Raw genomic sequence first — 4,757 nt, 5'->3', positions numbered from 1 at the left:
TTTTGTAAGTTTTTTTCGGAAAAGTGTTTAATACTCTCGATCGATTCAACTTGGATATAGTGATCGGATAGATGATATCCCATTTGTCCACGATATCATATTGCTTCTAAATGCATAGGTGCATTATTCTTCGCTACCTTGGAATTAAACGTCCGCAGAGCCATCGACCAGTCTTATTCACTTCTGCCGATAGTACCTTTCCGTAAAAAATGCCCCGAATGATATAAACGCCAAGAACCGACTGGCTCGGACACGTCGAGGTTCATAAGTTGGTATCCCATTATGCTGTAAATACGTTCCGAATCTTCGGGCATTATCCTGGTTCCTAATAGTAGCCCCATTGTTCAGCGTACTGTCGCTTTCATTTTTCAGGTCTTCGCTGACAAGGAAGTTCGCAAATATTCGGCACTCGAATGTCAAAACCATTCTTATGTCTGATTAAGCGAGTGGCAAAGCAACATCAAGCGCATGTAATGGAATAAGCCTCCCAGGCCCCAGGGCTATGTGTTGGCTTGTTTATTATGAAGATACTGTTATGCTTCCTTTGATCCTTCATCGACTCCCATCGCAATCAGATTCGCGATATACGTTATCCAATAGTTCCCGCTGAAAAACTCTCCACTGAAGACATAACATTTTCCCCAAAATCAGTGAACCCGCTCCTTACTTGTGACAATATATAAATGAGTGGCCATTCAGAAAGGAGAAAATACTTGAATAACGAGGATCTAATTGAACTCGTAAAGCTGCATGGCAAATCGATTTACGGTTTCTGCTACAAGCTGACGGGGAATAAAGAGGAAACTGACGAACTATATCAGGAGACTTTTCTGAGAGCAGTGGAGTTGCGATTCAAGATGAATGCATCCCACAATCCGAAAGCCTATCTCCTATCCATCGCCGTCCGGGTATACAAGAATCACCATCGTAAGCTGTCCCGAAGGAAAAGAATCGCTCCTATAGAGGAACTTGACGAGGATTCGGCTCCGTTCCGTTTGTTTCCATTCGAAACATCACCGGAGGATGCTGTTCTAATGTTAGAGAGGCGTGCCCTGATTCAGCAAATCGTTCACCAGTTGGACGACAAACTGAAGATCCCTCTTTATATGTATTATACGGCAGACATGACCGTAGAAGAGATTGCTCACGCGCTAAGCATTCCTACGGGAACGGTGAAGAGCAGAATGCATAAGGCCCGTCAGGTGATCAAAAAAGCATTGGAGGTTGAATTCCTGTGAAGAACGAGGATTGGGAACAATTACTCAGACAATCTCTAGCTCCTACGGTGGAACCTGAGGAACAATTGAATCAAAGCATCATTCATCAAATAGAGAAGCATCGCCAAGAGAAACCAAAATACAAGAAAAGATTGTCGGCGACCTTGCTTGCTGCTGCCTTACTACTAGCCCTTTCGGTATCTGCCTATGCAGCGACAAAGCTTTTAACCGCCAACCAAGTCGCCGTGCAATTCGGAGATCGATTATTGGCGGATGCATTCGCCAGTGCGGACGCACTTCGAATTGATCAATCGCAAAATTCCGGGGACTACCATTTTACGCTACATGGCCTCGTATCGGGATCTGGTCTTAGCGAATTCCCTAATGCATCGGAGCAGATCTTCCCCGATAGAACTTATGCCGTTGTTTCGATATCTAGACAGGATGGCAAGCCAATGCCGGATGTCACTGACCCCGAATATGGCAAAGATCCATTCTTTGTCTCGCCGTTGATCAAAGGCTTAGAACCTTGGAAATTTAACATCGTCACAATGAACGGCTCTTACAGTGAGGATGTTATTAATGGGGTTATGTATAGACTAATCGCATGCGACCAAATCGAGATTTTTGCCGATAAAGGAGTATATCTCGCAATCAGCAGCGGGAGCCCGTTCTATGACAACAGAGCCTTTGCGTATGACGCGGCGACTGGCGAGATACACGCTAACGAAGACTATCCCGGTGCCGCAGTATTGTTCGATCTTCCGCTCGATCCTTCCAAAGCGGACCCTGTCAAGGCAAAGGCTTATATGGAGGAGCAAACTAAGGAGAAAGAAAGCGACGCTGATGCAGAGCAGCCGCAGTGGGTAACCTCGATGGAAGAATTGCGTGCCAAAGTGCGCAGAGGCGAGTCGATTGGGGATGCGATACCAGAATCCATCCAGGAGGTAGAATACGACGCTTCGGGGAATATCAAATACGTCTATGAGGGCCAGGAGTATACCACACCTCCCAAACAAATATTTAAGGAGGGGGCTATCGGATTTTCGGATCACTTCTCCATAGTTGTCGATGTAGAAAACGATGTCCACAAAGCGCTACTATTCGACAGAGACGAGAACGGCGTGATTACGGGCAGGCTCGTTGTATTGGATTCATCCGTAAATCTTGAAGTCAAATAATTTGGGTCAATCGAACATTGCTGGCAAGAAAAGACGGGAAGGAAACGTAGCCGCTAGTCGTGAATGGAATCGGTGCCTTTTCTGGAAGAAATGAAACGTGAGGCGAGCAGCTATACGTTGGGGCAATTGCATATGGAAGGCCACCTTTGTTTATCTTTCGAAGATGGCCTTTCATGCCGATTTATTACTGATTCCCATGTTTTCAAATTCATCTCGTAAAAAACAGATCACATGATTATTACTCACATACGCATACAAATTCAACGTCGGAGGATTCTCAATTCCCCCCTCATACGCAGATATGCCACATGTCGTCAGTAAAAAAACGTTAATGTTCTGAAAACGTGTGCTGACTTACCCTAAATACGCTTCACTAACTCGAAATAAACCCCNAAAGCTATTGTAAACCTCATTATTATTTTCATGACGCTTCCTCTATTTCTTATTGATATCCATGAGGATTCCTGACGCAAATATAATTTCTGAAACAATGCCTGAGAAAGGTTAGTAAATAATATTAATCATCTTTACTCCCTTTTTGAGGAAGTTGGATTCCTCCATTGTATCGGATGCCAATGCTTCTTCCTCCTTTATGTTTTCCCCAAAGAACTGCCATTTGTCAGCGATCGACTCTAAAAAGCTAATGAATTGTTCATCTGTTACATATCGTAAAAAACTATTTCCTTCCTTCATCAGTCTAACCATTAGCTATGAGTGTTAAGAAAGGGGAGTTACGAAGAGTAATGCGACTTCACAGCAAAAAATTAAAAGAAGCGCAGTTCAGCGAAAAGATCGGTCTCATCCGGGATAAGCTATATCGCCTCGCCTACTGCTATGTGAAAAATGAGCAAGAAGCGCTGGACATCGTATCCGAAGCAACTTACAAAGGTTACCTCGCTTATGGCAGGCTGCAGCCCATGACCTATTTTGATACCTGGATGTCGCGTATTGTGATTAACACAGCTATCGATCATTTGCGCCGCAACAAGCGGATGACCTATATCGAGGATCAGCAGGGTAGAGAACTCGCGGCTCCTGCGCAGGGAGCAACCCTGGAAGAAAAAATGGACTTATATGATGCACTGGACCGACTCGCGCCGGAAGAGAAAACCTATATTATTTTGAAATTCTTTGTGAGTCTTTCCTTTAAGGAAATGGCTCAGGTTCTTTCTCTGTCGGAAAATACAGTCAAAACCAGATTTTATCGGATTATAAAAAAACTTAAAAATGATTTGCTCGAGGGAGAGGTTGAACACGTATGATGGGAAAAGATCGTTACGATAATATAAAAGTTCCTGACGAGCTCGCCAGCGTCATTCATCATGCTCAGAAGAGAGCAGCCGCCCGCAAGCACTCGCTTCGAGTAATGCGCTTCGCTTCTGTTCTTGTAGCATGTGTAGTGCTTCTCTTCGTCGTTAACATCCCGAGTGTAGCAAATGCCATGACCAAAATACCTGTAGTGGGGAAGATTGTTCAGGTCCTGCAATTTGGCGAAGGGGGCGAGATTACAGACGGCGCGAGTGTTGGTACGGAAGCAGCGGAGAATACACTTAAAATTCATTTTAGTTCCGGGAATGAGCCTGCTGCCAATGTACCTTTCTATACAGTTGAGCAGAAAAGTGCACCTAACCGCCTAATCTTTACGTTCAATGGCACCCGCCAATTTGATTATGACACGATCGAAAAAGATTTGCTTACCCTTCCCCTGGTGAAGGATGTTTATCGAAATATTATTTTGGATGACTCGGCCATGCGTTTCGTTGTTGAACTGAAAGATGGTGTAGAGCATTCCATATCTGAATATAAAGATCCCGGGTATCTTGAATTGAAGCTGACTCCAACCAAAGAATCGGCGCCGCCTCATGAGGTATTTTCTATTCGGACGGAAGAAATGTTGCCAGGTGAGGAAATGGGTATGCTCGAAGAGCAATATCCTGAAGAGGACATCTCTTTTATAAAAACAGCCTCCGGTCAATTTATCGCGGTCATTGGTGAATATGATACGGCTGAAGAGGCCAAGAACAAGCTCAACGAAATTTCAAAACATGAGTCCTATAACGGCGAATTTTTTGTAGACAGCTGGATGAACAACGAAAGCCCGAAGTGATAAGATAGTCGAGAAAGAGGGGGGCTAGTCTTAGCCCTTATTGAAAATTCATCAGGACACGCAGCTTATACAGTCCCCCCACTTTTTCGAATATTGCCCAATCCCCAATAAAATCAGCAGCTGGCTCTTCGGATGCAATACTTTTTGTTAGCACAACGTAATGATCTTTCAATATAAACACTTGGGGAATATATTGATTATTTAAGCGAATTAGTTTGCTGCAAGTCTGATAAATACCTTCAAGCTTTGTCT

6 protein-coding genes are annotated in these 4,757 nt (G+C 44.0%); 4 read left to right on the top strand and 2 right to left on the bottom strand.

Translation table 11 applies throughout. The features are described 5' to 3' along the window. The first annotated feature begins 713 nt into the window (after positions 1-713). Positions 714-1,238 (top strand): RNA polymerase sigma factor, encoded by a 525-nt coding sequence (locus KIH86_RS00030; protein ID WP_223083403.1) that lies wholly within the window; start codon positions 714-716, stop codon positions 1,236-1,238. Further along, positions 1,235-2,398, top strand: coding sequence for a hypothetical protein (locus KIH86_RS00025; protein ID WP_223083402.1), 1,164 nt, complete (start codon positions 1,235-1,237; stop codon positions 2,396-2,398). The genes KIH86_RS00030 and KIH86_RS00025 overlap by 4 nt, the downstream gene beginning before the upstream one ends. 504 nt (positions 2,399-2,902) lie before the next feature. On the opposite strand, the gene KIH86_RS00020 is transcribed toward KIH86_RS00025, so the two are convergent. After that, a complete protein-coding gene (locus KIH86_RS00020; RefSeq protein WP_223110232.1) occupies positions 2,903-3,091 on the bottom strand; it encodes a hypothetical protein in 189 nt (62 codons plus the stop codon). A 50-nt stretch (positions 3,092-3,141) separates the two neighbouring features. Between KIH86_RS00020 and KIH86_RS00015 the strand changes: the two genes are divergently transcribed. Further along, a complete protein-coding gene (locus tag KIH86_RS00015; RefSeq protein ID WP_223083401.1) occupies positions 3,142-3,660 on the top strand; it encodes a sigma-70 family RNA polymerase sigma factor in 519 nt (172 codons plus the stop codon). After that, on the top strand, positions 3,657-4,505 hold the full coding sequence (locus KIH86_RS00010; RefSeq protein WP_223083400.1) for a hypothetical protein: 849 nt from the start codon (positions 3,657-3,659) through the stop codon (positions 4,503-4,505). Before KIH86_RS00015 ends, KIH86_RS00010 begins: the two co-directional genes overlap by 4 nt. A 37-nt stretch (positions 4,506-4,542) precedes the next feature. Here the strand turns inward: KIH86_RS00010 and KIH86_RS00005 are convergent. Beyond that, on the bottom strand, positions 4,543-4,757 hold a 215-nt coding region (locus KIH86_RS00005), incomplete at its 5' end, for a hypothetical protein (RefSeq protein ID WP_223110230.1).

It is taken from the genome of Paenibacillus sinensis, assembly GCF_019904155.1.
Taxonomy (GTDB): Bacteria; Bacillota; Bacilli; order Paenibacillales; family Paenibacillaceae; genus Paenibacillus_AQ; species Paenibacillus_AQ sinensis.
Note: the sequence above shows the minus strand (reverse complement) of the source record. Positions and strands in the feature narration are given on the sequence as shown.

Bases quoted from the DNA above. Each gene is read 5' to 3' on its own strand.
- KIH86_RS00010 (WP_223083400.1), top strand. From the start codon at position 3,657: ATGATGGGAAAAGATCGTTACGATAATATAAAAGTTCCTGACGAGCTC.
- KIH86_RS00015 (WP_223083401.1), top strand. From the start codon at position 3,142: ATGCGACTTCACAGCAAAAAATTAAAAGAAGCGCAGTTCAGCGAAAAG.
- KIH86_RS00020 (WP_223110232.1), bottom strand. From the start codon at position 3,091: ATGAAGGAAGGAAATAGTTTTTTACGATATGTAACAGATGAACAATTC.